This window comes from Ewingella allii (assembly GCF_044430645.1).
GTDB classification, from domain to species: Bacteria; Pseudomonadota; Gammaproteobacteria; order Enterobacterales; family Enterobacteriaceae; genus Ewingella; species Ewingella allii.
Window position 1 is genome coordinate 335,261 of sequence record NZ_JAWUDN010000002.1, and the last position, 21,069, is coordinate 356,329.

A 21,069-nucleotide genomic window follows, 5' to 3' on the forward strand; every position below is an offset into this window, starting at 1 on the left:
GGCAATCAATCAAATGAATAGGCCTTCAGAATGAGAGCCCGCCGCGTTTGCTGCTTGACCCGGCAAGAGCAAATATTGACCGCAGACGTTGCAAGCTCGCCAACAGGCAGGAACTTGACTTTAGGGCGCGCGAATCGCCATTCCACGGTCAAGTTTTGCCGTAGTGACCAGCGCATTATCAAAACACTTCCACTACCGGGACGCCCGGCAACCAGAACTTCATCGCCTGTCAGGAGAAATTATCATGTTGAAAACCAATGCCTTTGACGCCGCAGCCAGCAGCAATATTCCGGCTGAAAATCTGGCGATGATTGAGCGCCGCCGCCGCTTGCTCGGCCCGGCCTACCAGCTGTTCTACAAGAATCCGGTGCATCTGGTGCGCGGCGAAGGGGTGTGGGTGTATGACGCCGAAGGCCGCCGCTATCTCGACGTGTACAACAACGTGCCGTCGGTCGGCCACTGCCACCCGCACGTGCTGGAAGCACTGGTGCGTCAGGCTTCAACCCTCAATACCCATACGCGCTATCTGCATGAAAATGTGCTGAATTTCGCTGAAAAGCTGGTCGGCACCATGCCCGCCGAGCTGAGTCAGGTGATGTTCACCTGCACCGGCAGCGAGTCCAACGATTTGGCTCTGCGCATCGCCGAAGACTTTACCGGCGGCACCGGGGTGATTGTGACCGAGTTCAGTTACCACGGCATGACCAAAGCCATTGCCGGGCTGTCGGCGTCGATGGGGCCTTACGTCAAGGTGAATGGCGATGCGCGGGTGATCCCGGCCCCTATCCATAACCCGGCCAATCCGGCGGAGGTGGGCAAACGCTTCGCCAATGATATTCGCGCGGCGCTGGCCGATATGCACCGCCACGGCATCAAACCGGCGGCCCTGATGATTGACACCTTCTTCACCAGCGACGGCGGCTTCTTCGACCCGGCCGGGTTCTTGAAAGAGGCGATTGAGGTGATCCATGACGCCGGGGCGCTGTACATCGCCGACGAAGTGCAGCCGGGCTATGGCCGTTCGGGGGAAACCATGTGGGGCTTTCAGCGCCACGGCGTGCTGCCGGATATCGTTTCCCTCGGCAAGCCGATGGGCAATGGTCATCCAATGGCGGGCATCACCATTCAGCCGCATATTTTGCAGCGTTTCGGCAGCGAATCGAGCTATTTCAACACTTTTGGCGGCAACACGGTCTCTTCCGCCGTCGGCTTGGCGGTACTGGAAGTGATTGAGCAGGAGAACCTGATCCCGAGCGTTGGCCGCGCGGGCAAAGCGATCCTCGACGGCATCAGCGCGCTGGCCCAGCGTTTCCCAGCCATCGGCAGCGTGCGCGGCGCGGGCCTGTTTGTCAGCGTAGATTTCGTCACGGCCGACGGCGCGCCGGACTCCGTTACCGCGCTGGCGGTGGTCAACGCCCTGCGCGAAGAAGGCGTGCTAATTGGCGCATCCGGGCCGCACGCCAACATCCTCAAGATTCGCCCGCCGTTGGTGTTTACCGCCGAACATGCAGAGATTCTGGTCGGCGCGCTGGAGAACGTCCTGAGCAAAATGTTCTGAATATCCCTTTAACTGGTTTCAGGAGAGCACAATGACATCACAACTTAAACCGACGCTGGGCACGGTGCACTTGTGGGCGATTGCCGTGGGGCTGGTGATTTCCGGTGAGTATTTTGGCTGGAGCTATGGCTGGGGCGTAGCCGGGACGCTGGGCTTTCTGGTGACTACGCTGCTGGTCGCCACCATGTACACCTGCTTTATTTTCAGCTTTACCGAGCTGACCACCGCCATTCCTCACGCCGGCGGGCCTTTCGCCTATAGCCGCCGGGCCTTTGGCGAAACCGGCGGGCTCATTGCCGGAATGGCGACGCTGATTGAGTTCGTGTTTGCGCCCCCGGCCATTGCCTTGGCTATCGGCGCTTACCTGAACGTGCAGTTTCCCGACCTCAGCCCTAAAGTGGCCGCCTTGGGTGCCTATGTTGTGTTTATGGCGCTGAATATTCTCGGCGTGAAGCTGGCCGCGATATTCGAGCTGGTGGTTACCGTGCTGGCGGTGCTGGAACTGCTAGTGTTCATGGGCGTAGTCGCGCCGGGCTTCAGCGTGAGTAATTTTGTGCTCAACGGCTGGGCGGGCGGCGAGCACTTCGGCTTACCGGCGTTTTCCGGCATTTTCGCTGCGATCCCCTTCGCTATCTGGTTCTTTTTGGCTATCGAAGGCGCGGCAATGGCCGCCGAGGAAGCCAAAGACCCAAAACGCACCATTCCCAAAGCCTATATCAGTGGAATTTTAACGCTGGTGGTGCTGGCGATTGGCGTGATGGTGATGGCCGGCGGCGCGGGCGACTGGAGCAAGCTTTCCAACATCAATGATCCTCTGCCGCAGGCGATGAAGATGGTGGTTGGCGAGCACTCCGGCTGGATGCACATGCTGGTGTGGATTGGCCTGTTCGGGCTGGTTGCCAGCTTCCACGGCATTATTTTGGGCTATTCGCGGCAGTTTTTCGCGCTGGCTCGCGCCGGGTATTTGCCTTCCGGGCTGGCGAAGCTGTCACGTTTTCAGACGCCGCACCGGGCGATTTTGCTCGGCGGCGTGATTGGTATCGCGGCGATTTTCAGCGACGGATTGATTAATCTGCAAGGCATGTCGCTGACGGCGGCGATGATCACCATGGCGGTGTTTGGCGCGATTGTGATGTATATCATGAGCATGCTGAGCCTGTTCCGCCTGCGCAAAATTGCCCCAGAGATGGCACGCAGCTTCCGCGCGCCGGGCTATCCGCTGGTTCCGGCCATTGCGCTGGTGCTGGCGGTGGTCTGTCTGTTGGCGATGCTGTGGTTCAATTTGGTGATTGCCGGGGTGTTCGTGCTGTTTATGGTGGTGGGTTATCTCTATTTCGCAGCCACCAAGGTACAGCGCAGCAGTGCGCCAAAAGATCTGATGTTAGAGGGGGAGTGAAAAGAAATGGGTCTGCCTTTGGGGTTAGAGCGGCGGAGCCGAGATTGGCGATGGATAGTTGATCGAGACTGACGGGCTTACTAAGGGGTGAGGCGTCCCTGCGGGAACCTCATCCCCTTAGTTTCCCTGATATCGGGCATAACTGGACGGTTAAGAGCTAATTTTTGGTAGGAATAAAGGGTCTGCCGGGGGAATGGCAGACCCTTTTCTTTTTGGGATGGGTAAGTAAGAAAGATTAGAGTGGCATACGCTCCTGCGGCCACAGCCACGCGGCACCGCGCACGCCGCTGGAGTCGCCGTGGGTGGCTTTGAGGATTGGCGTTTCGCACTCGCCGCCAAATACCCACTGTTTGAGCAGTAAAGGCACAGTCTGGTAGAGACGGTCGACGTTACTCATGCCGCCGCCGAGGACAATCACGTCCGGGTCGAGGATGTTGACCACGTTTGCCAAAGCTTTCGCCAGTCGGCGCTCGTAGCGGCCCAGCGCCAGTTCGGCCACCGCGTCGCCTTCATCGGCTAATTTGATGATCTCCGGCCCTTTCAGACGCTGGGTTGAGAGGCGGAAGTAGTCCTCTTCAAAACCGGTGCCGGAGCAGAAGGTTTCGACACAGCCTGATTTCCCGCAGTAGCACGGCACTTCCTGCGAGAAACGAATTTCGTCTTCGTCCGGCCACGGCAGTGGGTTGTGGCCCCACTCTCCGGCATTGCCGTTGCCTCCGGCATGGACTTCGCCGCTAAGCGCAATGCCCGAGCCACAGCCAGTGCCGATGATCACCGCGAAGACCGCTTTTTTGCCTGCGCCCGAGCCGTCGGTGGCTTCCGAAACCGCCAGGCAGTTGGCGTCATTGGCGATGCGTACTTCGCGCTCGAGCAGTGTGGCGAGATCTTCGTCGAGCTGCTGGCCGTTGAGCCACACCGAGTTGGCGTTTTTCACTTTGCCCGTGAAGGGCGACAGCGTGCCGGGAATACCCAGCCCGACGCTGCCGCGCTGGCCGGTGGCTTTTTCGGCGTCCAGCACCAGCCCTTCGATGGCTTTTAGGGTCTTTTCATAATCATTTCGCGGCGTATCTACGCGCTTGCGAAACAGCTCGCGGCCCTCGTTGGACAGCGCGATCACTTCGATTTTTGTTCCACCTAAGTCAATGCCAATACGCACGGGTGCCTCACTTGGTTTTGTCTGCGATTTCTGGTGTTCAGGTTAATCAGTGTAGAGCCCAGCGACCAGTCTGCGAGAAGATTTCCTAACGACGACCGCCACTCAATTGGGTATCATGCCGCCCTGCATTCGATAAATCAGCGTACCACGGGTACGCACGGACAGGGATAACATCATGTTATGGTTTAAAAATTTGTTGGTCTACCGTTTGAGCCGTGAAGTCTCTTTGTCTGCCGACGAGATGGAAAAGCAGTTAAGCCAGTTTACCTTTACGCCTTGCGGCAGTCAGGACATGGCGAAGACCGGCTGGGTGTCACCTATGGGTTCACACGGCGGCGACGCGCTGACGCATTCGCACAATGGCCAGATCCTGCTTTGCGCCCGTCAGGAGCAGAAGATCCTGCCCTCTCCGGTGATTAAGCAAGAGCTTCAGGCCAAGATCGAACAGATCGAAAGCGAGCAACATCGCAAACTGAAGAAAACCGAAAAAGATTCGCTGAAAGATGAAGTGCTGCACAGCCTGATGCCGCGCGCCTTCAGCCGTTTCAGCCAGACCTTTATGTGGATTGATACCGTCAACGGCCTGATCATGGTTGACGCCGCCAGCGCCAAGAAAGCGGAAGACATGCTGGCCCTGCTGCGTAAGAGCCTCGGCTCACTGCCGGTGGTGCCGCTGACCATGGAAAGCCCGATTGAGCTGACGCTGACCGAGTGGGTTCGCTCAGGCGAGACGCCTGCTGGCTTCACGCTGCAAGACGAAGCCGAGCTGAAAGCCATTCTGGAAGAAGGCGGCGTGATTCGCTGTAAGAAGCAGGCTTTGGTCAGTGATGAGATTGCCACCCATATCGAAAATGGCAAGCTGGTGACCAAGCTGGCTGTTGACTGGCAGGAGCGCATCGCCGTGGTGCTGGCCGACGACGGTAGCATCAAGCGCCTGAAGTTCAGCGATGTTATCCGCGAGCAGAATGATGATATCGACCGCGACGACTTCGCGCAGCGTTTTGATGCCGATTTCATCCTGATGACCGGCGAACTGGCGGCGCTGATTCAGAATCTGGTGGAAGCACTGGGCGGCGAAGCGCAGCGTTAATTGTCGCGCCAAGCCCAAAAATAAAGGACGCAATTCGCGTCCTTTTTTCTTTCTGTCGGTGGGCGGTCAGAATTTATTTATTCAGGTATTTGCACAGGTAAGCAGTAGATTCAACCACTTGCAGGTTGAACTCGCTGTGGCCTGGGACATAGAATTTTTCACCTGGCTCGAAGACCTGCCAGTCGGGGGAACCCGGCATTAACACTTTCAGCGAGCCGAGCAGGACGGTCATCTCTTCAGGTTTATCGGTGCTGAAGGTGTACTCACCCTTTTCCATTACGCCGACGCTCGCAGCACAACCGGCACTGTCGCTGTCAAAACCAATCGACTTTACCTTCCCTGCAAAATACTCATTATTTTTCAACATAGATTGGCCCTTCGCGATAATTTTAAGAGTCTCCATATTAGGGGCAGAAAAGCCTCGCTGTCACTGATTATTGTTGGTTTATGGCGGAGTCCCGAGGCGTGCCGCAAACGCAGGAAAGGGATTTGATTTCACCGGGGCGCAGTGCCATTCTGGACAGTTGTGAATCTGCCCCTTTCCGCCACCGATTGATAGGTCATCTGCATGTCTTTGCCGCTGGAACTCCATCGTTTATTGCCCGCTTTTATCAGCGCGGCGCAGAGTGAGAACTTCTCGGCCGCGGCCCGCCAGTCCGGCGTAACGCCTGCCGCCATCAGCAAAAACATCCGCGTGCTGGAAGAGAAACTCGGGCTGCGGCTGTTCGCTCGTAACACCCACAGCGTGGTGCTGACGGACGAAGGCAAAGCCCTGCTGGCGGAGATCCAGCCACTGTGGCAAGCCCTCGCCTCGACTCTTGAGAATGCCACCAGCCGCGACGGCCAGCCGTCAGGCAGCGTGCGGGTTAGCGTGATCCCCGGATTCGGCCAGTTGATGCTGATGCCGCTGCTGCCGGAATTTCTCAAACGCTATCCGCAAATCAATCTTGACCTCTCTTTGGAGGCACGCGTGGTGAATTTGGTGGCAGAGGGCTTTGACGTGGGAATTGGCAATCGCGTCGACCCGGATAGCCGCCTGATAGCCCGCCAGCTCAGCCCGATGCGCAATATTCTGGCTGCCTCGCCGGGCTATTTGCGGCAGTTTGGTACGCCTTCCAGCCCGAGTGATTTGGCTCATCATCAATGCCTGCTGCATCGCAATCCGGGGAACAATCAGATAGTGAAGTGGCCGCTGGCCGAGCCTTTCCAGACCAGTGAGCTACAGGGAAGGATTATCGCCTCGCGGCCGGACTTGCTGATTAATGCCGCGCTGGCCGATCTTGGCATTGTCTGCCTGGCAGACTGGTATGTGAACCCGCATGTGCAAAGCGGCGATCTGGTGCCAGTGCTGGAAAGCCATTGGCAGCCCGGCGTGCCGCTGTGGCTCTATTACAGCTCTGCGGATTTACCGCCGAGAGTGCGAGTGTGGGTGGAATTTGTGCTGGAACACTTTCGCGGCTGACCCACTGAAATTCGCGCATAAAAAAGGCCTGTTAAACAGGCCTTTTTCGTATTCAGATTGGGTGCAACTCAGACGATAAGCTCGGCGGCCAATTTGGCGACCAGCACGTTTGACAGTAAAACCGGGATGCCTAGCTTACTTTGCAACAAGTCACCATGATGACGGTGATAGCCAATGCAGTCCAGCACCACCACCTGCGCGCCCTGCTCTTCAAGGGCCAGCGCGGCTTCGGTCAGCTTGGCTTCATCAGCCAGATAAGGGCTGGCGACGGCGAAACACGGCTTTTTCGACAGCTTACGCCACTTGTTGGCCTGCTCCTCAATCTGCTCTTGCACTGGCACCACAATGCCCACCTGATGCGTCCCAACAATCGCGCCCACCAGCGGCGGAATAATTCGGTCCGGCTCAAGCAGCATCGCGGTTTTGGCCTTCAGGCCATGAAACTCGCCGGTGCAAAGCAGCAAAATGGTTTCGCAGCCCAGCTCTTCCAGCCAATCCACTTTTTCCTGCAATGCGCGCTCCACGTGCCACGAGCCGAGAGTGACCTGCGTGCCGTCTAACAGGCGCGAAACCAGCAGCGGCTCACCCTGTTCGGGCGCGAAGCGCTGCTCGATTTGTTCCGGAGTCAGCCCGTCGAGCAGGCCGACGTGGGTCACGGCATCTTCAGGAAGATATTCCATCAACAGCGGCATGATGTCGCTACGTGGTGCCTGACCGATAGTCAGAGTCGCAAAGGAAGTCATCATAATGCTTAATTCCGGCTTTGCAGGTGGCGCAAGCTTCCGTACAGCGACAACAACAGTTGATATTCGTCGGCATCAAAGAACTGACAGGTGCCACGACCAAACTCTTTAGCGACTTCAACGGCAAATTTCGCCGTCAGTGCAATATCGACTTCATGGCTTGCGCCCGTCCCACAGCCCGGAACCACTGATTCAGCCGTAATTGCCACGCCCACCACCGGCACGTTGGTCGCCGTTGAAGGTTGCAGAATGCTGTTCAGGTGGTGCACACCATTGCCATAAGGCGTGATGTCCTGAGTGGTGATTGGGAAAGTCACCGCCGGTTTGCCGCTGGTCATTTCCATTATGCGCAGTAAATCTTCGGAAACGCGCAAAATATAACCTTCTTTAACCGTTGGCGAAATCGCAAAACCTTTATGGTTTATGATTCGGTTACCTTTGGTGGTATCGATGGACAAAATCGCGTCCACGCCCGCTACCACTTCGTTATCATTCATGGTGACGTCGTCGATTGGCGAGTCCATGAAATCCACCGGATCATGAGGTCGAGTCGGCGCATTCGGGCAGATATGGGTGGTGACGATGACGTCACCGGCCAGCACATCGCCTTTACGCTGCATCTCAGCGAGCTTGAGAGCCGCGCTGATAGCCGCGATTGCGCCATCGGCATCAGACACCACGCCAATGCGCGTCGGACGCGCACCGATGCCGCCTAAGCGACCAATAATCCCAAGCGTTGGCGCACTGCCGCCGCTGATTTTACCGTCGCTACCCGGCAGCGTGATTTTAACAAAATCAGTGCCGCCTTTCGGGCCATCCGCGCGGTGCGTAGTGGCCGTTACGCCAGAATATCCAGCGAACAAATCCACCACGTCCTGACCGCTGACGTACGCGTTATCGATCAGTTCGAACACCGTTAATGTTTGTTGCAAACTCATGGTGCTTTCCTCTTAATACTTCGCGACAGACGCTGCGAGAGCGCACATGCCAAAACTGCCGCGATAGCCGTTCATTTCTTTTCACTATTGAATGAAAGAATGAATCGGTCTGTTTTTTACGTTTGGCTTCGTGAGCCCTGGTGTTGGTGCAGTATTCTCGTCGTCTCTCGAGCCAGCCGGTGCGCTGGCCGGACTCGAAAGGGTTGGAGTATTATTTAGCCTTGGAGCTGAAAATCGAGTTAAAGAAGCTGTACAGTGCGTCACCGGCAATAAAGCCTGCCGCCAGAATCTCCATCGGCGTGCGGCCCTTCTCACCCCAAATACGGATGATGATGATACGCAGCACGATACCGGTGATAACCGCCCATCCAGCCATAACGCTGTTAATCAGCAAACCGGTCGCCAGCAGAACACCGAGCTGGCGCTTAGGCCCGCCGATAAGCTGAATTAACGCGCCCGGAATGGCCCAAATCATTAAGCTGTATGCGATGCCCGGCTGTGCGCCCGCCTGAATCGTCTTGGCATAGACGCGGGCTACCGGCGGAACCAAATCCTGCGCGAAGTAGCCGATGTGGGCGTACCAGACCACCGGAATAGCAATCACAAAAGCAATCAGTGCGGCGAACAACTGGATACGACGCCCCAGCAGTTCAGCCTGTAAATCTTTGCCATAGCCGCGCAGGATAAACCCGGCTTTCAGGTCAAAGCCCATGTCGGCGAAGGCTGGGCCAGTCGCGGCGGTAAAGCCGGTCAGCACGCAGAGCGCCAGCGGTGGGAAGCCAATCAAGATACCGACAATCAGGGTGATCAGCGCCACGGCAAAGGCCGGGAACCAGCCTGAGTGCATGGCGGCGATGCCGACAATCAACTCATGGAAGAAAGCGGCAAATGCGGCGTAGACGATGAACGCAATCAGCATGCCGATCGACATTTCGCTGTACAGACCGCCCGCCAGCGCCAGCAGCGCGGCAATGGCAATATAACCAAAGGCGCCCAGACCCAGTGCTTTACGCACCTCGGTAGCGGGCTGAGTGAAGCTGGCTTTGGCTTCGGCATTTTTCGCCCGCACCACCTGCACCACTTGAATCAATGACACCAGCCCCGCGCCTACCATCATGCCGTGTGGGATGTACATTGCGTTGAGGTCCATGCCCGCTAAAGGCTGCGCATAAGCGCGGATCAGCAGGCCGATGCCAAACATGCTCAAGGCCCAGATATTGCCGATGAACGCAGTACCAAAGGCGGCCATCGGGATCTTCAGCATCGCGCCGCCAAGGCCAACTATAACCCCAGCCACCAGCAGCCAGGCCTGACGCCCACCTTTGTCACCCGCCTTGATAGCTTCTGCGGCGGCGACGCCCGGCGGCCATGCGTTGCTGGCCGGAAACACCTTGGTGTCGAACAACCGGTAAAGCAGGTAGGCGTCCAGCAACATGGCTACGGACACCCCGATAAACATCGGTAAAATAAGCTGCGGCTGCCCCATAACGTAAGGGATAGCAATGGGCATCAGCAGGCTATTCGCCGCACCAAAGGTGGCGGAAGAGATCACCGTCTGCGCTAAGTTTTGGGTGTGAATAGAACGATAACGTTGAAAGGCCTGCATCGGAATGCGCGCCAACAACATGGCAAATAACGCGCCGATAATCGACGTGTTAGGCGTTACGCCCAATGTCGTTATCAACTGCACGCCGATGATGGCTCCCAATAAAGAGAGCAATACCATCACAATTAATGTGCCAACATCCCTGAGTGGATTCTGCTTATTATTTTGAAGCTCATGTTGTGCCATAACTGCCCCTGAGATTGGTGCAAATAAACGCGTTATTTTCGCCATTAAGATCCACAGTTCTTAAATGACAAAAGTCGCGGTGAGGTATCAGTCTATTGCCAATACTCATCACCCAATTTTTCAGCTAATTGCTGAGTGACGGCCAGCAGCCCCTCTTTGATCCCGGCGGGAATATCCTGACCTTCTTGTGGCGAAGGAAACGATAAACACAGTCCCACCATCTCATTGCGGTGCTTATTGCTAATACTGGTGGCTAATGTACTGATGCCTTGCAGAGTTTCGTTGCAGGCATGAGACACGCCGTTTTCCCGTATCTCCGCAAGGCGAGCTAATAATGCCTCTAAAGTTTGCGGAGAATTGATCGAATTAACACGATAATCCGTGCCAAATCGTTGAATGACATCATCAATACTGTGGCGCGCCAAAATTGCGCGCCCAATGGCAGTTTCATGAGCTGGCAGTAAACTCCCCGCCGGTGTCACCACTTGTAAATAGGTTCTGCCGGGGAACATGCGCATGACCATAATGTCGCGCCCCGACAGCATCGAAATATAGCCCGTACACTGCGTCAACTGGCCAAGCTGCGCCATATAAGGCGAAGCGGCATCGACCAAAGGCGCCGATAAATAGTGGCTGGCCACCGACAGCAGTAAGTTGCCAATGCGATATAAACGGCTATCTGGATCGCGTTCTAACAATCCCTGCCCTTCCATCGTCATTAATAAGCGCGATGCCGTGCTTTTTGGCAATTTCAGGTGCTCGACCACATCACTGAACGACAGGCCGGGATGGCCCTGTCGGCTTCCTTGTTGGGAGAATAATTTTAATACCGCAGAAGCGTTTTCTAATGTGGTCATGCTTATAGTTCCGATATGTGGAACCTAGTTCCTATAAGATTGAGTAAAAATTAAATCCGATAAGGAACAGGGTCAAGATGTTTCTTTTTTGTAAGTTAAATAAGGATGATTAAATATGCTTCACAGGGGGGAGGGAGAAGCCTTTTCAGACGATTCAACGCGGCTTTCCAGAATAATAAGCCGCATTGAATTTCATTGTCAGAATATTGCATCAATTATGACCAGGGCGGTTTTAACTGATGTCTTCATCTTCATAGCGACGTTTGGAGTCCAAAGCTTCGCTTTCGGTTTCATGTTCACTGATCAAGGTATTGGGTTTCGGATGGTCGGCGCGCAGTTCATACCATGTTTCGGTTTTGCCCGATTCGCCTTTTTCAACCGGCACAATATAAGCTTTACGTGGATAGGGAGGCTGACTCGGCATAAAAACTCCTTGGACTTGAGTGAATGCATTAACGTGCAGTCTGTTAAGTATAGACACTCAACTGCGCGAGCTACGAAAGCCGGAGTCAGAAGCCTCTGAAAAGCAAAACGGGCCAGCAGGCCCGTTAACTATTAATGACTGAAAAAGCCAGAGACTAGCGCGCCACCGGCGCGGCCAGCGCATCCAAAATAGCGTCGACAATGCTGGCAGGATCTCGAGTGCCATCAATCACAATATGCGCGGCTTCCTGATACAGATTTTCGCGCTCATTCAACACTTCTAGCATCTCTTCGGTGATAGGTTTGCCGGTCAGCGTAGGGCGCTGGTCTTCCAGAGGTGACTCTTCAAGACGCTGCGCCAACGTCGCTGCCGGAGAGCGCAGATAAATAACGGTGCCGGTACGGCGCATAAAGGCGCGGTTTTCCGCCGCCAACACAATCCCACCGCCCGTCGCGACCACGGTCTGGGGGGCGCTGGTGCTTTCAAGCGCCTGAGTTTCGCGACGGCGAAAACCCTCCCAGCCTTCGCGCTCGACAATCTCAGCCACGCTGAGTTTTGAGGTTTGCAGCAGATAGCTATCGGTATCGACGAATTTAAAGCCCAACGCCTGCGCCAGCGCGCTGCCTACCGTGGTTTTACCTGCGCCGCGTGCGCCTATCATGAAAATGGGTTGAGTCATTACTGCTGTCCTTTAAGCCCCGGAGCTTCTTTCATCCAAAAGATGAATATTCTGATGAGTGTCGAAACCGTCAAATTGTACTCGCGAGATAGTACAACAAAAAAGCCTCATCAACAGGTTTTTATCACCCGTTAGTGAAGCTTCTAAGATGTGCGGTCTGTTGAATAGCCCGACTGCTGGCGTTCATCGCCTGTGCAGTGGGCATGATACTCATAAATACTGATGGCGCAATATTTGCGAAGAGCAACCCTATTGCCTAGGGCTGATCCCCCCGTTTTATCGTGGCTTACACACGTAAACCAGCGCGGGCGGGAAATTTTTCACTACGCGGATCTTCTGCCAGGTGAAGTAGCGAGAGAGCATTTTTTCGGATAAATGACTGTATTGAAACTGCACCATCACACCGTCATTGGCTTTCAGACGCTGCTGGGCCTGCTGCAAAATCTTCATGCTGATGCGCGTGGGCATTGATAAGAGCGGAAGGCAGGAGAAGATGGCGTCGAAATCCCCCTCCAGAAACTCCGCCGAATGCGCCATCACCTGCAAGCGCGGATCGTCAATCAGGTTAAGCTTATGCACAAAGCTTGGTTGGATCTCAAATGCCTGCAGATGGGCATCAGCCCGCATGTTGCTCAGAATACGCTTGGTCAACACGCCGTCCGCCGAGCCAAGCTCAGCAATCTTAAGGGACTTGGCCCAGTCAATTTGGCTGAGCATTGAGCGACACAACCACGGTGACGACGGCATGAGTGTCCCCATCGTTCGTGGCGAAGAGATAAAATTCTGTAGATAGAAAAATTGATTCTGCAGCGATACCCGGGTGTTTCTGATCGTCAGTTTTGTCGCATTTAGCATGTTTTATAACCCCTGGGAAAGTAGACCGCTATCAGATAGAAAAATTCTTAAGAATTAATTAATTCCTGCATTTATTTTTCAAATTTGACGGGGTTTATAAAGCGGAATAAGAATATTCTCTTTTAAGCCGAGCTTTGGCTTATTCCTTTTTATTACTTTGTAAGAAAGATTAATAAAACAAACAGAAGGACATATAAAATAAAAAAGCCGACTACTTACACAGTCGGCTTTTTGAAGCTGTTTATCGGTTTGATATCACCAGATGGTCTGGCACTTTCTTCTTGCTAAAGCTTAGCGATAAAGCTCTACGCTTGCGCGTTCAAGGCTGGAGTCGCCTGGGGTGCTGACCCCGATAACGCGGTAGTGGCTCGCGCCTTTGTCGGCAGCTTCGGCTTTCAATTGATCTTTAATACTGCCAGGTGCCCCGCTCATTTGGCTAACAGAAACTACGCCTAATGATTGGTAATTACCGCTATCAGCCTGCGCTGAAGTTATTTGCGTCGCTGCCAGAGCAGAGAAAGAAGCGGTAGTGATAATGGCTGCTGCAATAATAGGTAAGATTTTCATGATGCACACCTTTGCTGTTTGCTGTTCTAAATTCGGTTAATTAATTTTTGCGGATGTTTTCCGTTGAATTAATTATCCGCCAGCCAATGCAAGATGACGTAATGCGCCGTAAAGATGCTTAATCTTTGTGACGAAAATGAGGAGAGAATGAAAGTGAAAATTTCAGTGTCAGGATGCTGCAGGCAATTAAGGATTTTTGATGGAGTTTGATGACGGATATTTACAGCTTGAGAAGCAGATTCGCACAAATCGACGCCCGATGGCAATCGCTGTTATGATTCTTTTTACTTATTTGAGAAGGGAGTTCGTATATGGCTGGAACCAGCCTTCTGGCATTAATCGATGACATTGCTTCAATCCTCGACGACGTTGCCGCAATGAGCAAAGTGGCCGCCAAGAAAACCGCCAGCGTGCTGGGCGATGACTTGGCGCTAAATGCTCAGCAAGTTAGCGGCGTTAAAGCTGACAGAGAGTTACCTATTGTCTGGTCAGTGGCAAAAGGTTCATTGATTAATAAGGCAATCTTGGTGCCGCTGGCACTATTAATCAGCGCGTTTGCCTCTTGGGCAATCACGCCATTGTTGATGATTGGTGGTGCATACCTTTGTTATGAAGGTTTCGAAAAGGTGGCGCACAAGCTATTGCACGGCAAAAAAGATAAGCAGCAAAAAGCGGACGCCTCGCGCGAGGTTAAATCCGACGCTGATATTGCCAAGGTAGAAAAAGAGAAGATCAAAGGCGCCGTGCGCACCGACTTTATTCTCTCGGCGGAAATCATTGTGATTTCTCTGGGAACCGTCGCCGCCGCGCCGTTTATGAGCCAAGTGACCGTGATGGTGTTGATTGCCATCGCCATGACGCTGGGCGTGTATGGTTTGGTCGGGCTGATTGTGAAAATCGATGACGCGGGTTTGTATCTGAGCAAGCTGCGGGGTGAAAGCAGCCTAATGAACGGCGTACGCGCGTTTGGCGGCATGGTGGTTAACGCCGCGCCGTTGCTGATGAAAACCCTCTCCGTGGTCGGTACCATCGCCATGTTCCTGGTGGGTGGTAGCATCATCAGCCACGGTTTGCCCTTCATGCACAGTCTGGTTGAAGTGCTTAATCACGGGCATCAGGGCTTTGTCAGCACGCTTATCACTGGTGCAACCGATCTGGCTGTCGGCCTGATTGTCGGTGCCGCCGTGCTGGGCGTCGTGATGCTTGGCCAGAAAATCTTTAAGAAAGGCTAATTTAAAAACGCCAATAAAAAGGGCTGCGGTTTATCTCGCAGCCCTTCTTCTTTTATAAAGACAGTTTTATAGAAACAGTCCTACCGGCTAACTTTTCTTGGCAATGATAAAGGCCAAATCCACGGTAAAAGTACCGTCCTCTTGGATCTCAAAGTGCTGAATCACTTCGTCTGACATCGCTTTTTGCAACTCACGGATCGCCACCACAAAGTGCTCTGGAGTGCGCATTCTCTCAACCCAGCTTTTAAACTCTAACTGCGTGCGCCCGGAGGTTAACTCTTGGACTAACAACCCAGCTTCGCTAAACAGCGTCAGCCACTCGCCCGGCGCATAGTTGTGGACGTGCGAGGTATCGCGCAGTTTTTCGATGGTCTGCAAAAAGATGTCTTTCACTGGCTGGCCGGTAGAAGCCAGATCCATCATGATCATAATGCCGCCGGGCTTCAGCACGCGGCGCACCTCGCGCAGCGCCTGACCGACGTCGTGCCAGTGGTGTGCAGAGTAACGGCTAATAATGATGTCGGCACTGCTGTCGGCGAAAGGCAGTGACTCCGCCACGCCCTGCTCGACGCTGATATTGGCTAAGCCTTTGTCCTTCGCCGCCTGACTGACCACTTCCAGCATTTGCGCTGACAAATCATAGGCCACCACCTCTTTTACCGCCTTCGCCGCGACGAAGCTGGCGTGCCCAGCTCCACAGCCTAAGTCGATAACTCGGGCGTCCGGGTGTGACTGCAACATTGTGGCTAATCTTTGTAAATCAGGCCCTTGTGAGTGAACCGCGCTGGTTAAGTAATCCTGCGCCTGTGCACCGAACTGTTTATCGACCGTCTGGCTGTGACTGTTTTTGCTTTCCATTGAGTGCTCCCGTCTGTTTGTTATTGTTGTTTTGCCGATGTTGTTGCCTTAGCCAAAATGGCCGTAGGAACACTATAGGTACTGTTTTATACGGGTACAATATGAGCATTTATACTAGTATTAATAACACCCTGTCTGAGTCTTTAATATGAGTAGCGACGGCGATGAATAACAACGATCCTCTGAATGGCCCGAAGGCATTAGGCGCATTTTTGCGCGCACAGCGCGAGCGTACTTCGCCGCAAGATGTCGGGTTGCCAAGCTCCACGCGCCGCCGGACCAGCGGGCTGCGCCGCGAGGAGTTGGCGCAAATCAGCGGCATCAGCACCACTTGGTATACCTGGATCGAGCAAGGGCGAGACGTGTCGATTTCCGCCGCGACGCTTGATCGATTGGCGCAGGCGCTAAGGTTGGAGAGTGCCGCGCGCGAATACCTCTTTAGCCTTGCTGAGATCAAAGATCCGCAGGCTAAAATTGCCGATAACGCGCCGGACGCGCACATTCGTGAATCTGTGCATCAGCTCAACTGTCCGGGGTATTTGCTGGACAGCGCCTGGAACGTGCTGAGCTGGAACCCGCAGGCCGAGCAGCTTTTCGCGGGCTGGCTGGGGGTGGATTCCCAACCGAACCTGCTGCGCTTTATGTTTCTTAATCCGCTGGCTCGCACGCTGGTAGTCAACTGGTCGCAGCGCGCCAAGCGCGTGGTAGCTGAGTTTCGTGCCGAAAGTGCCCATTACGCCCATTCAGATGAGATTCGCCAAAGCGTGATGGCGCTGCGCGAAGAGAGTGAAGTGTTCGACCAGTGGTGGACGCAGCAGGACGTGCTGGGCCGCGAAGGGGGAGAACGCCGCTTCCAGCATCCGATTCAGGGCGAAGTGGTGTATCGCCAGCAGACCTTCTTCCCGGCGGGCCATGCAGAATTCAAACTGGTGATGCTTATCGAACAGCACTAAGCCCAATTGACGGTTTATCAGAGATATGTGAGGCTGAATTAGCCTATTTCCACATACCTATTAAAGCCCTGACAGGAGTCATTCATGCAAATTCGCCAGATCTATCAGGATGACAATATTGAGATCCGTGTCGCCACGGAACTGGAAGCTCAGCTTCATTTCGATGCGATCAGTGACTCTGTAAAAGAAATCGGCGCGTGGGAAGGTTGGTGCACTGAGCATTACGCACTGAAAGATAGCCGCAAATATTTGCTGGAATGCGCAGAAAAGCAGCTTCGCGGCGTGGAATATAACTTCTGCATTTTTGATCGCCACAGCGGGCAAATAGTGGGCGCGGTGAGCGTGAACCGTATCAATACTGATTACAAATTTGGCAATGTTGGCTACTGGATCCGCAGCGGCTTTACGGGTAAATCATTGGCCACTATCGCGGCGAAAGCGGCGGCCTATTTTGCATTTAATAAGCTGGGCCTCACCCGCGTGGAAATCGTCGCCATGGAGGAAAATCTGCGTAGCCGCCGCGTTGCCGAAAAGCTTGGCGCCGTCTCTGAAGGCCTGCACCGCAATCGTCTCTACTATCACGGCCAGCCGCGGAACGCCTGGATGTATTCATTAATACCCAGTGACTTAACCGACTGAATAAATTAAAAATTACCCCCTGCGAATAACTAGGATAAGGCATCAAAATGAGCTCTTCTGCACATACTGTTTCAACCGAATGGCTGGCAAAAAACCTCAATGCGCCGGACGTGGTGATCATCGACTGTAGCAAATCCAAACCGGGTATCACGCCGCCGATTGATTTCCACGGTAGGTATCTTGAATCACATATTCCGGGCGCAATTTATGTCGAAGTCGACAGCATTTCTGACTGCACCACCGGCCTGCCGCATATGATGCCAACCGCCGAGGAATTTGCCGCGTCGATGAGCCGTTTAGGCATCGCTGACACCCAAACCATCATCCTTTATGACGAAGGCGATCTGTTCTCCGCACCCCGCGTTTGGTGGATGTTGACCAGCTTCGGCGCGAAAACCGTGCGCGTGCTGGATGGCGGATTTAATGCCTGGAAAGCCGAGGGCCGCCCAACCCAGAGTGGTGAAATTGTTCGCGTCCCGAGCACCTTTAACGCCAAGCTGATTCGCCCGGTGGTGGTTAACTCCCAGCAAGTTATGGACTCATTGGGCAAGGTGCAAATCATCGACGCGCGCTCGCTAGGCCGTTTCAAAGCAGAGCAGCCGGAGCCTCGTCCGGGCCTGCACGGCGGCCATATCCCCGGCAGCCTGAGCGTGCCTTTTACGGAGCTGACGCAAAATGGCCATTTGAAGTCGCCACAGGAGCTGAAAGCCACCTTTGAGCGTCTGGGCGTTGACCTGAATAAACCGGTTATCACCAGCTGCGGCTCCGGCGTGACTGCCGCCGCACTGGCGTTTGGGCTGGATTCGCTCGGCGTGAAGGATGTCATGCTGTATGACGGCTCATGGGCCGAATGGGGCAGCATCGACGAAGACTACCCTATCGAAACCCACTAAAACGTGGCTGTTCGTGACAATAAAAAAACCGGACTCTGAGGTCCGGTTTTTTATTGCATGAAGAGATTTAGAGCTGGCTCACGCCAAGCTGCAAGGCGGCATCTCGCATCTGGTGAATCACCTGATACTCCTCGCGCGGCAGTACCGTAAAACCTTTGATAAGCAGCTTTTCGCACAGCACCTGATTCTCAGGAGCGGCGATAGTTTGAGTCACGGCGTGCCGCAAAATGCTGAGCATCTCCGGCGAAGTTGACGCCGAAGTGATCAGCGGCAAACCCGGCGCCGCGGCCGTCTGGCCGATAATGCTCAACCCCTCGACTTCCTGTGGAACATAGCGGCGCAGCAGTTCCAGTGTCACGCAATCTATGGCAGCAATATCGGCACGCCCCTGCTGAACGGCAGCCAGTGAGTGGCGGTGGCCGCCGGTTTCCAGCCTGTCGCCAAAGAACTTTCCATTCTCAGCCAGTGGCGCAATCAAAGCTCGCAGGCTGTTAAAACCTGACTGCGAGTCAGTGCTGTTGAACGCCACGGTCCGGCCGCGAAAATCGGCCAGAGTAGCTTGGCTATCTTCAGCGCGAGCCAGAAGAAAACTGCGATAATAAGGCCCATTACAGCCCGGCGCGCTGTAATTGAAGGTCCCAATCAGTTGGACCTGAGGCAAAAACTCGACCAGCGGAAAACCACAGGTCTGGCTAAGCAGCAAATCCTTCTCCTGCCAGTGCCCGAGAAGGCGATCGGGCCACTCAAGTTTAGCGGGAAGAAAGTCCAAACCGGAGGCCACTAACTTGTCGCGAAGCGCCTGCCAAAATTGTTCGACGTCATTGAGCTCTACGCCATACATCGGCAATGAAACCAGCATGCGATACTCCTAAATTCAATATTCCTGACGGACCTGTTGCTGATAATCATAGCCGCTGAACACCTCAGGCGCATCCGGCTGCCCGGGTGCCAGAGGGTGGATTTCAACATGAATCGGTTTCAGCGCGTGCTCATTTAGCCACTGAGAATAGCCTTCCACCAAAAAGCCTTCGCTGCGCTGAATGTAGGCTTCTCTTTCAGCCAGATACACCTTACGCAAGGCATACCATGGCAGACCGGGTAAGTCATGATGCACCAGATGGTAATTGAGATTGAGGAACAGCAAACGCCAGCCGAAACCCGCCTCATTCAGCGTGGAGCGAGCCTCCGGCGCTTCGTGAGCGCGGTGTTCGAAGAAAGAGCGCAGCTTGGTTAAACTCAGCGCAGGGTAACTAACCGCAATGACGAAATAAACTGGCGACAAGCCGCGAAGGCTCATCCAGTACAGCAGCGCTGCAAGCATCGCGATATGAATCACCCACATCGCGATGGTTTTTATCTCGCCTTTAAACAGAGCCATCAACGCGCCGGAAAGCGTGGCGTAGATATCCAGCAGCGGGCCGACAATCATCCGCCCCGGCAGAGTATTGCGCAGCTTAATCACGGCAACAAACCACGCGGGGAATCGCTCCCAGCGCGCGCGGGTAAAGTAGTAACCTTCAGGATCGTCTTCCGGCAAAGTGAGGTGGTCATTGCGATGATGATGCAAATGCGAGTCACGGTATAAACCGTACGGATACCAAACCGCCAAGGGCAAGGTGCCAAACAGCTGGTTCAGCCAGGCTTTGCGGGTCGGATGGCCGTGGATCAACTCATGCTGTAACGACATATACCAAGTAGTAAACAGCACCAATAGAGGTGTCGCCACCCACGCGCCCAGCGTTTGCCAGAAATAAACCACGGCGAACCAACCGCTGTAAACTGTCACCATCAATATCCATGTCGGCATTTCCAGCCGCCACCACCACGCCTGCGAAAGCTGGTGAATATCGGCTCGTTGTCGAGCATGAAGATAATGAGAAGTCGAAGACATAACGGCGCGCCAGAAGAAAAGATGCGGCAATTATCAGGTAGCGGAAAAGGTTAGTTAAGCGACTAATAACGCTTTGATTAGCAATTAAATTGCTAAAGCTGGAGAGTAAATAAACAGTTGTGGGATAGGTTGAGATTGATACACTTCACGCGGGTGCTCAGGATCTTTCTGTTCTGAGCAGCAGTCAAATTGATGTTGTAAGGCGCAGAAAGAGAAAAGCCCCGAATTGAGTAAATCAACCCGAGGCCACTCTTATGCCACACAACATAAAGGTAGCCTCTTACCCGCCGAAAGGCAAGGCAGCGGAGGCCGAGATGCCGCAAAAACTGGTGTTAATCAGTCTGATTGTTATCTGCATAACGCTTATTGCGTTTACGTGGATAACGCGTAGTTCGCTGTGCGAATTACGAGTCAAACAAGGAGACACGGAGGTTGCGGCCATCCTGGCTTACGAAGCCAAAAGGTAAGGCAACCCAAGGGCGGGGCGCGATGCCCCGCCTCTTGGTTGTTGTTGTGCATCGATCTCTGAGCACCCTTCTACAATCTGCCGGTTAATAGGCTGGCAGACCTTCGAATTAGCTTTGAAGATCTTTCTATGCCGCCTCAATAATGCAGCTCAGCAGGCTTGAGTCCATTAACGAAAAAGCTTACCCGATCAGATAATAACCTTTTGATTATAAAATAAATTATCAAAGCAGAACAGCGAATAACACTTGTAGGATAGCTTGAGATTGATACACTTCGCGCGGGTGCTCAGGATCTTTCTGTTCTGAGCAGCAGTCAAATTGATGTTGTAAGGCGCGGAAAGAGAAAAGCCCCGAATTGAGTAAATCAACCCGAGGCCACTCTTATGTCCCAACAACATAAAGGTAGCCTCTTACCCGCCGAAAGGCAAGGCAGCGGAGGCCAAGATGCCACAAAAACTGGTGTTAATCAGTCTGATTGTTATCTGCATAACGCTTATCGCGTTTACGTGGATAACGCGTAGTTCGCTGTGCGAATTACGAGTCAAACAAGGAGACACGGAGGTTGCGGCCATCCTGGCTTACGAAGCCAAAAGGTAAGGCAACCCAAGGGCGGGGCGCG

The 21,069-nt window shown here is 54.0% G+C and carries 23 protein-coding genes; 10 read left to right on the forward strand and 13 right to left on the reverse strand.

Annotation, left to right across the window (positions count from 1 at the left end; translation table 11 throughout):
* The first annotated feature begins 244 nt into the window (after nucleotides 1–244).
* Nucleotides 245–1,558, forward strand: a complete 1,314-nt coding sequence (locus tag SBO83_RS08270) for an aspartate aminotransferase family protein (protein WP_051899525.1) — start codon at nucleotides 245–247, stop codon at nucleotides 1,556–1,558.
* Nucleotides 1,559–1,589: 31 nt separating this feature from the next.
* Nucleotides 1,590–2,954: an ethanolamine permease gene (gene eat / locus SBO83_RS08275; RefSeq protein ID WP_396131145.1), complete on the forward strand. Its 1,365-nt coding sequence runs from the start codon at nucleotides 1,590–1,592 to the stop codon at nucleotides 2,952–2,954.
* 235 nt (nucleotides 2,955–3,189) lie between these two features.
* Here eat and mak read toward each other — a convergent pair whose 3' ends face one another.
* On the reverse strand, nucleotides 3,190–4,110 hold the full coding sequence (mak, locus tag SBO83_RS08280; RefSeq protein WP_034792477.1) for a fructokinase: 921 nt from the start codon (nucleotides 4,108–4,110) through the stop codon (nucleotides 3,190–3,192).
* Between the two features lie 175 nt (nucleotides 4,111–4,285).
* Between mak and rdgC the strand changes: the two genes are divergently transcribed.
* On the forward strand, nucleotides 4,286–5,200 hold the full coding sequence (rdgC, locus tag SBO83_RS08285) for a recombination-associated protein RdgC (RefSeq protein ID WP_034792478.1): 915 nt from the start codon (nucleotides 4,286–4,288) through the stop codon (nucleotides 5,198–5,200).
* A gap of 73 nt (nucleotides 5,201–5,273) precedes the next feature.
* On the opposite strand, the gene ppnP is transcribed toward rdgC, so the two are convergent.
* On the reverse strand, nucleotides 5,274–5,567 hold the full coding sequence (gene ppnP, locus SBO83_RS08290) for a pyrimidine/purine nucleoside phosphorylase (RefSeq protein WP_034792479.1): 294 nt from the start codon (nucleotides 5,565–5,567) through the stop codon (nucleotides 5,274–5,276).
* A 201-nt stretch (nucleotides 5,568–5,768) separates the two neighbouring features.
* On the opposite strand from ppnP, the gene SBO83_RS08295 reads away from it, so the two are divergent.
* Nucleotides 5,769–6,662 carry a LysR family transcriptional regulator gene (locus SBO83_RS08295; protein WP_396131146.1) on the forward strand — a complete coding sequence of 298 codons (894 nt, stop codon included), beginning with the start codon at nucleotides 5,769–5,771 and terminating at the stop codon, nucleotides 6,660–6,662.
* A gap of 68 nt (nucleotides 6,663–6,730) precedes the next feature.
* On the opposite strand, the gene SBO83_RS08300 is transcribed toward SBO83_RS08295, so the two are convergent.
* The 8 genes from SBO83_RS08300 to SBO83_RS08335 all read right to left on the reverse strand — a co-directional run bounded on the left by SBO83_RS08300 (nucleotide 6,731) and on the right by SBO83_RS08335 (nucleotide 13,517).
* Entirely contained in the window at nucleotides 6,731–7,408 is a 678-nt protein-coding gene (locus tag SBO83_RS08300) for an AroM family protein (protein WP_396131147.1), read from the reverse strand.
* 5 nt (nucleotides 7,409–7,413) lie between these two features.
* Nucleotides 7,414–8,343: a DUF1177 domain-containing protein gene (locus tag SBO83_RS08305; protein WP_396131149.1), complete on the reverse strand. Its 930-nt coding sequence runs from the start codon at nucleotides 8,341–8,343 to the stop codon at nucleotides 7,414–7,416.
* Nucleotides 8,344–8,554: 211 nt separating this feature from the next.
* Nucleotides 8,555–10,069 carry an OPT/YSL family transporter gene (locus SBO83_RS08310; RefSeq protein ID WP_396131231.1) on the reverse strand — a complete coding sequence of 505 codons (1,515 nt, stop codon included), beginning with the start codon at nucleotides 10,067–10,069 and terminating at the stop codon, nucleotides 8,555–8,557.
* 158 nt (nucleotides 10,070–10,227) lie between these two features.
* Nucleotides 10,228–10,992 (reverse strand): IclR family transcriptional regulator domain-containing protein, encoded by a 765-nt coding sequence (locus SBO83_RS08315; RefSeq protein WP_396131150.1) that lies wholly within the window; start codon nucleotides 10,990–10,992, stop codon nucleotides 10,228–10,230.
* A 232-nt stretch (nucleotides 10,993–11,224) separates the two neighbouring features.
* Nucleotides 11,225–11,416 carry a YaiA family protein gene (locus tag SBO83_RS08320; protein ID WP_353503150.1) on the reverse strand — a complete coding sequence of 64 codons (192 nt, stop codon included), beginning with the start codon at nucleotides 11,414–11,416 and terminating at the stop codon, nucleotides 11,225–11,227.
* 154 nt (nucleotides 11,417–11,570) lie between these two features.
* Entirely contained in the window at nucleotides 11,571–12,095 is a 525-nt protein-coding gene (gene aroL, locus SBO83_RS08325) for a shikimate kinase AroL (RefSeq protein WP_396131152.1), read from the reverse strand.
* 276 nt (nucleotides 12,096–12,371) lie between these two features.
* Entirely contained in the window at nucleotides 12,372–12,950 is a 579-nt protein-coding gene (locus SBO83_RS08330) for a class I SAM-dependent methyltransferase (RefSeq protein ID WP_353503152.1), read from the reverse strand.
* A gap of 291 nt (nucleotides 12,951–13,241) precedes the next feature.
* Nucleotides 13,242–13,517, reverse strand: coding sequence for a YdgH/BhsA/McbA family protein (locus SBO83_RS08335; protein WP_353503153.1), 276 nt, complete (start codon nucleotides 13,515–13,517; stop codon nucleotides 13,242–13,244).
* Between the two features lie 311 nt (nucleotides 13,518–13,828).
* Here SBO83_RS08335 and SBO83_RS08340 point away from each other — a divergent pair, with 311 nt between their 5' ends.
* Nucleotides 13,829–14,749, forward strand: a complete 921-nt coding sequence (locus SBO83_RS08340) for a DUF808 domain-containing protein (RefSeq protein ID WP_396131154.1) — start codon at nucleotides 13,829–13,831, stop codon at nucleotides 14,747–14,749.
* An 87-nt stretch (nucleotides 14,750–14,836) separates the two neighbouring features.
* Here the strand turns inward: SBO83_RS08340 and SBO83_RS08345 are convergent, their stop codons facing one another.
* The gene (locus SBO83_RS08345) at nucleotides 14,837–15,607 is read right to left on the reverse strand and encodes a methyltransferase domain-containing protein (RefSeq protein WP_396131155.1); all 771 of its coding nucleotides are present in this window, start codon (nucleotides 15,605–15,607) and stop codon (nucleotides 14,837–14,839) included.
* Between the two features lie 164 nt (nucleotides 15,608–15,771).
* Here SBO83_RS08345 and SBO83_RS08350 point away from each other — a divergent pair, with 164 nt between their 5' ends.
* The 3 genes from SBO83_RS08350 (at nucleotide 15,772) to sseA (ending at nucleotide 18,092) form a co-directional block, all read left to right on the forward strand.
* Nucleotides 15,772–16,560 (forward strand): MmyB family transcriptional regulator, encoded by a 789-nt coding sequence (locus SBO83_RS08350; protein WP_396131156.1) that lies wholly within the window; start codon nucleotides 15,772–15,774, stop codon nucleotides 16,558–16,560.
* Nucleotides 16,561–16,644: 84 nt separating this feature from the next.
* Nucleotides 16,645–17,199 carry a GNAT family N-acetyltransferase gene (locus SBO83_RS08355; protein ID WP_396131157.1) on the forward strand — a complete coding sequence of 185 codons (555 nt, stop codon included), beginning with the start codon at nucleotides 16,645–16,647 and terminating at the stop codon, nucleotides 17,197–17,199.
* A gap of 47 nt (nucleotides 17,200–17,246) precedes the next feature.
* Nucleotides 17,247–18,092, forward strand: a complete 846-nt coding sequence (sseA, locus tag SBO83_RS08360; protein ID WP_396131159.1) for a 3-mercaptopyruvate sulfurtransferase — start codon at nucleotides 17,247–17,249, stop codon at nucleotides 18,090–18,092.
* A 67-nt stretch (nucleotides 18,093–18,159) separates the two neighbouring features.
* Here the strand turns inward: sseA and SBO83_RS08365 are convergent, their stop codons facing one another.
* Both SBO83_RS08365 and SBO83_RS08370 read right to left on the reverse strand, forming a co-directional pair.
* A complete protein-coding gene (locus tag SBO83_RS08365) occupies nucleotides 18,160–18,951 on the reverse strand; it encodes a PhnD/SsuA/transferrin family substrate-binding protein (protein WP_396131161.1) in 792 nt (263 codons plus the stop codon).
* Nucleotides 18,952–18,966: 15 nt separating this feature from the next.
* A complete protein-coding gene (locus SBO83_RS08370) occupies nucleotides 18,967–19,983 on the reverse strand; it encodes a fatty acid desaturase (RefSeq protein ID WP_396131162.1) in 1,017 nt (338 codons plus the stop codon).
* 314 nt (nucleotides 19,984–20,297) lie between these two features.
* Between SBO83_RS08370 and SBO83_RS08375 the strand changes: the two genes are divergently transcribed.
* Nucleotides 20,298–20,450, forward strand: a complete 153-nt coding sequence (locus SBO83_RS08375) for a Hok/Gef family protein (RefSeq protein WP_353503161.1) — start codon at nucleotides 20,298–20,300, stop codon at nucleotides 20,448–20,450.
* A gap of 444 nt (nucleotides 20,451–20,894) precedes the next feature.
* Nucleotides 20,895–21,047, forward strand: a complete 153-nt coding sequence (locus tag SBO83_RS08380; protein ID WP_353503161.1) for a Hok/Gef family protein — start codon at nucleotides 20,895–20,897, stop codon at nucleotides 21,045–21,047.
* The last annotated feature ends 22 nt before the right edge of the window (nucleotides 21,048–21,069 follow it).

Coding starts and splice junctions, on each gene's coding strand:
- SBO83_RS08270 (WP_051899525.1), top strand. CDS start 245: ATGTTGAAAACCAATGCCTTTGACGCCGCAGCCAGCAGCAATATTCCG.
- eat (WP_396131145.1), top strand. CDS start 1,590: ATGACATCACAACTTAAACCGACGCTGGGCACGGTGCACTTGTGGGCG.
- rdgC (WP_034792478.1), top strand. CDS start 4,286: ATGTTATGGTTTAAAAATTTGTTGGTCTACCGTTTGAGCCGTGAAGTC.
- ppnP (WP_034792479.1), bottom strand. CDS start 5,567: ATGTTGAAAAATAATGAGTATTTTGCAGGGAAGGTAAAGTCGATTGGT.
- SBO83_RS08295 (WP_396131146.1), top strand. CDS start 5,769: ATGTCTTTGCCGCTGGAACTCCATCGTTTATTGCCCGCTTTTATCAGC.
- SBO83_RS08300 (WP_396131147.1), bottom strand. CDS start 7,408: ATGATGACTTCCTTTGCGACTCTGACTATCGGTCAGGCACCACGTAGC.
- SBO83_RS08305 (WP_396131149.1), bottom strand. CDS start 8,343: ATGAGTTTGCAACAAACATTAACGGTGTTCGAACTGATCGATAACGCG.
- SBO83_RS08310 (WP_396131231.1), bottom strand. CDS start 10,069: ATGGTATTGCTCTCTTTATTGGGAGCCATCATCGGCGTGCAGTTGATA.
- SBO83_RS08315 (WP_396131150.1), bottom strand. CDS start 10,992: ATGACCACATTAGAAAACGCTTCTGCGGTATTAAAATTATTCTCCCAA.
- SBO83_RS08320 (WP_353503150.1), bottom strand. CDS start 11,416: ATGCCGAGTCAGCCTCCCTATCCACGTAAAGCTTATATTGTGCCGGTT.
- aroL (WP_396131152.1), bottom strand. CDS start 12,095: ATGACTCAACCCATTTTCATGATAGGCGCACGCGGCGCAGGTAAAACC.
- SBO83_RS08330 (WP_353503152.1), bottom strand. CDS start 12,950: ATGCTAAATGCGACAAAACTGACGATCAGAAACACCCGGGTATCGCTG.
- SBO83_RS08335 (WP_353503153.1), bottom strand. CDS start 13,517: ATGAAAATCTTACCTATTATTGCAGCAGCCATTATCACTACCGCTTCT.
- SBO83_RS08340 (WP_396131154.1), top strand. CDS start 13,829: ATGGCTGGAACCAGCCTTCTGGCATTAATCGATGACATTGCTTCAATC.
- SBO83_RS08345 (WP_396131155.1), bottom strand. CDS start 15,607: ATGGAAAGCAAAAACAGTCACAGCCAGACGGTCGATAAACAGTTCGGT.
- SBO83_RS08350 (WP_396131156.1), top strand. CDS start 15,772: ATGAATAACAACGATCCTCTGAATGGCCCGAAGGCATTAGGCGCATTT.
- SBO83_RS08355 (WP_396131157.1), top strand. CDS start 16,645: ATGCAAATTCGCCAGATCTATCAGGATGACAATATTGAGATCCGTGTC.
- sseA (WP_396131159.1), top strand. CDS start 17,247: ATGAGCTCTTCTGCACATACTGTTTCAACCGAATGGCTGGCAAAAAAC.
- SBO83_RS08365 (WP_396131161.1), bottom strand. CDS start 18,951: ATGCTGGTTTCATTGCCGATGTATGGCGTAGAGCTCAATGACGTCGAA.
- SBO83_RS08370 (WP_396131162.1), bottom strand. CDS start 19,983: ATGTCTTCGACTTCTCATTATCTTCATGCTCGACAACGAGCCGATATT.
- SBO83_RS08375 (WP_353503161.1), top strand. CDS start 20,298: ATGCCGCAAAAACTGGTGTTAATCAGTCTGATTGTTATCTGCATAACG.
- SBO83_RS08380 (WP_353503161.1), top strand. CDS start 20,895: ATGCCACAAAAACTGGTGTTAATCAGTCTGATTGTTATCTGCATAACG.